This window comes from Pseudomonas sp. BS-2016, from assembly GCF_001806145.1.
Taxonomy (GTDB): Bacteria; Pseudomonadota; Gammaproteobacteria; order Pseudomonadales; family Pseudomonadaceae; genus Aquipseudomonas; species Aquipseudomonas lundensis.
On record NZ_MLCT01000135.1, the window covers coordinates 1 to 1,397 of the forward strand.

At 62.8% G+C, this 1,397-nt stretch carries 3 protein-coding genes; all 3 read left to right on the plus strand.

From position 1 onward, the window contains the following. Nucleotides 1-475: DUF6682 family protein (locus tag BKD70_RS25160; RefSeq protein ID WP_070415471.1), on the plus strand; the 475-nt coding region annotated here is incomplete at its 5' end. Beyond that, nucleotides 472-1,017, plus strand: coding sequence for a hypothetical protein (locus BKD70_RS23035; RefSeq protein WP_070415472.1), 546 nt, complete (start codon nucleotides 472-474; stop codon nucleotides 1,015-1,017). The genes BKD70_RS25160 and BKD70_RS23035, both read left to right, overlap by 4 nt. Further along, the coding region (locus BKD70_RS23040) for a hypothetical protein (RefSeq protein ID WP_256543242.1) at nucleotides 1,014-1,397 on the plus strand (384 nt) is incomplete at its 3' end. The genes BKD70_RS23035 and BKD70_RS23040, both read left to right, overlap by 4 nt.

The following is a 1,397-nucleotide window of genomic DNA, read 5'->3' on the forward strand; positions in this document are numbered from 1 at the left end:
GGAGGTGGTGCGCAACATCACCCCCGCGGGCGGTGGGCTGAGTGTGATTCTCACGACCCGAGGCGCTATCGACTCAACCAGGCGCCGGTGGCACGCCGAGCAGCAGGTCGAGGAGATCGAGCAGTACATCTTCGACGAGGCGGCGCCGCGCCAGTTTTATGTCTACCCGCCGGCGATGGCCACCAGCAAGCTGGAGATCATCTACTCGTCGGTGCCAGACCCGCACGCCGAGGAGATGGCCACCGACTCCGCCGCTGAAAAGATCCGCCTGGATGACTCGTTTGCGCCGGTGCTGGTGGATTACATCCTTTCCAGGGCCTACGCGAAAGACGCCGAACACGCGGCCAACCTCAACCGCGCAACGATGCACTTCCAGATGTTCCAGGCTGCCCTGGGCATGAAGGTGCAGACGGATCGCATGCTTGGCCCTCTGCCAGTCGCCGCCACATCCCAGCAACAGGTACCGCAGCAATGAACGTGAGCCAGCTGGTCGACCAGATCCTGCCAAACGTGCCGGGGGTGGTGATCGCCTCTATTCGTGACGGTGTGGCCTGGGCGCTGCGCGAGCTGTGCACAGAGGTGCCGGCTTGGAAAGTCAGAATCCAGCTGTCCGATGGTGAGCAGCAGATCACCGTCGGGCCAGGCCTTGAGCCGATCCGCATCCAGGCGCTGTATCAGGATGGTCGGCCTGCATATTGCCAAGTGTTCCAGCCTTCGCCGGACACGGTCGTTGTCACCAGTGGCCCTTCGGGACTGACCGCTGATGTGGTCGTGCGGCCCACGTTTGGCTCCAATGTGGCGGTGCCGCCGGACTGGCTCCTGGACCGTTACTGTGAGGCGTTGATGCTCGGCGCCCAGTACTGGCTGCGCAAGATGCCCGAGAAACCCTGGTCCGACATGCAGCGCGCCCTGATGGATCAGGCAGCGTTCTATGCCCTTTGCACCAATGCCCGATCTGAGGCGCTCGCCGGTCACCAGTCCGGCAGCATAAGGATGAAAACACCGAGGTTTCCATGACATCGATTGCGATCACGTCTTTCAAGGGCGAGCTGCCAGCACTGACTCCGCGTCTTTTGCAGCCGACCAACGCCCAGGCGGCCCGCAACGTAAACCTGCGCAAGGGGTCGCTGCGGGCTGAAAACGCGCCGCTGCCCGTGCTTGGGATTGGCGGCGTGATCAATCCGTCATCTATCTACCGGTACCCATTCGGTAACAACGGAGCCGGGTTCTGGTTTGCCTGGGGCGATGGTCAGCAGGTCAATGCAGCAAAAAGCCCGCTGGCTAAGGATGCTTGGTCGCGGGTGTACTGGACCGGCGACTCGTTTCCCAAGATGGCCCCCATCGGTGTCGCCACTCAGGGCGCTGGGCCATACCCATCCGGGTTTTATCGGCTGGGC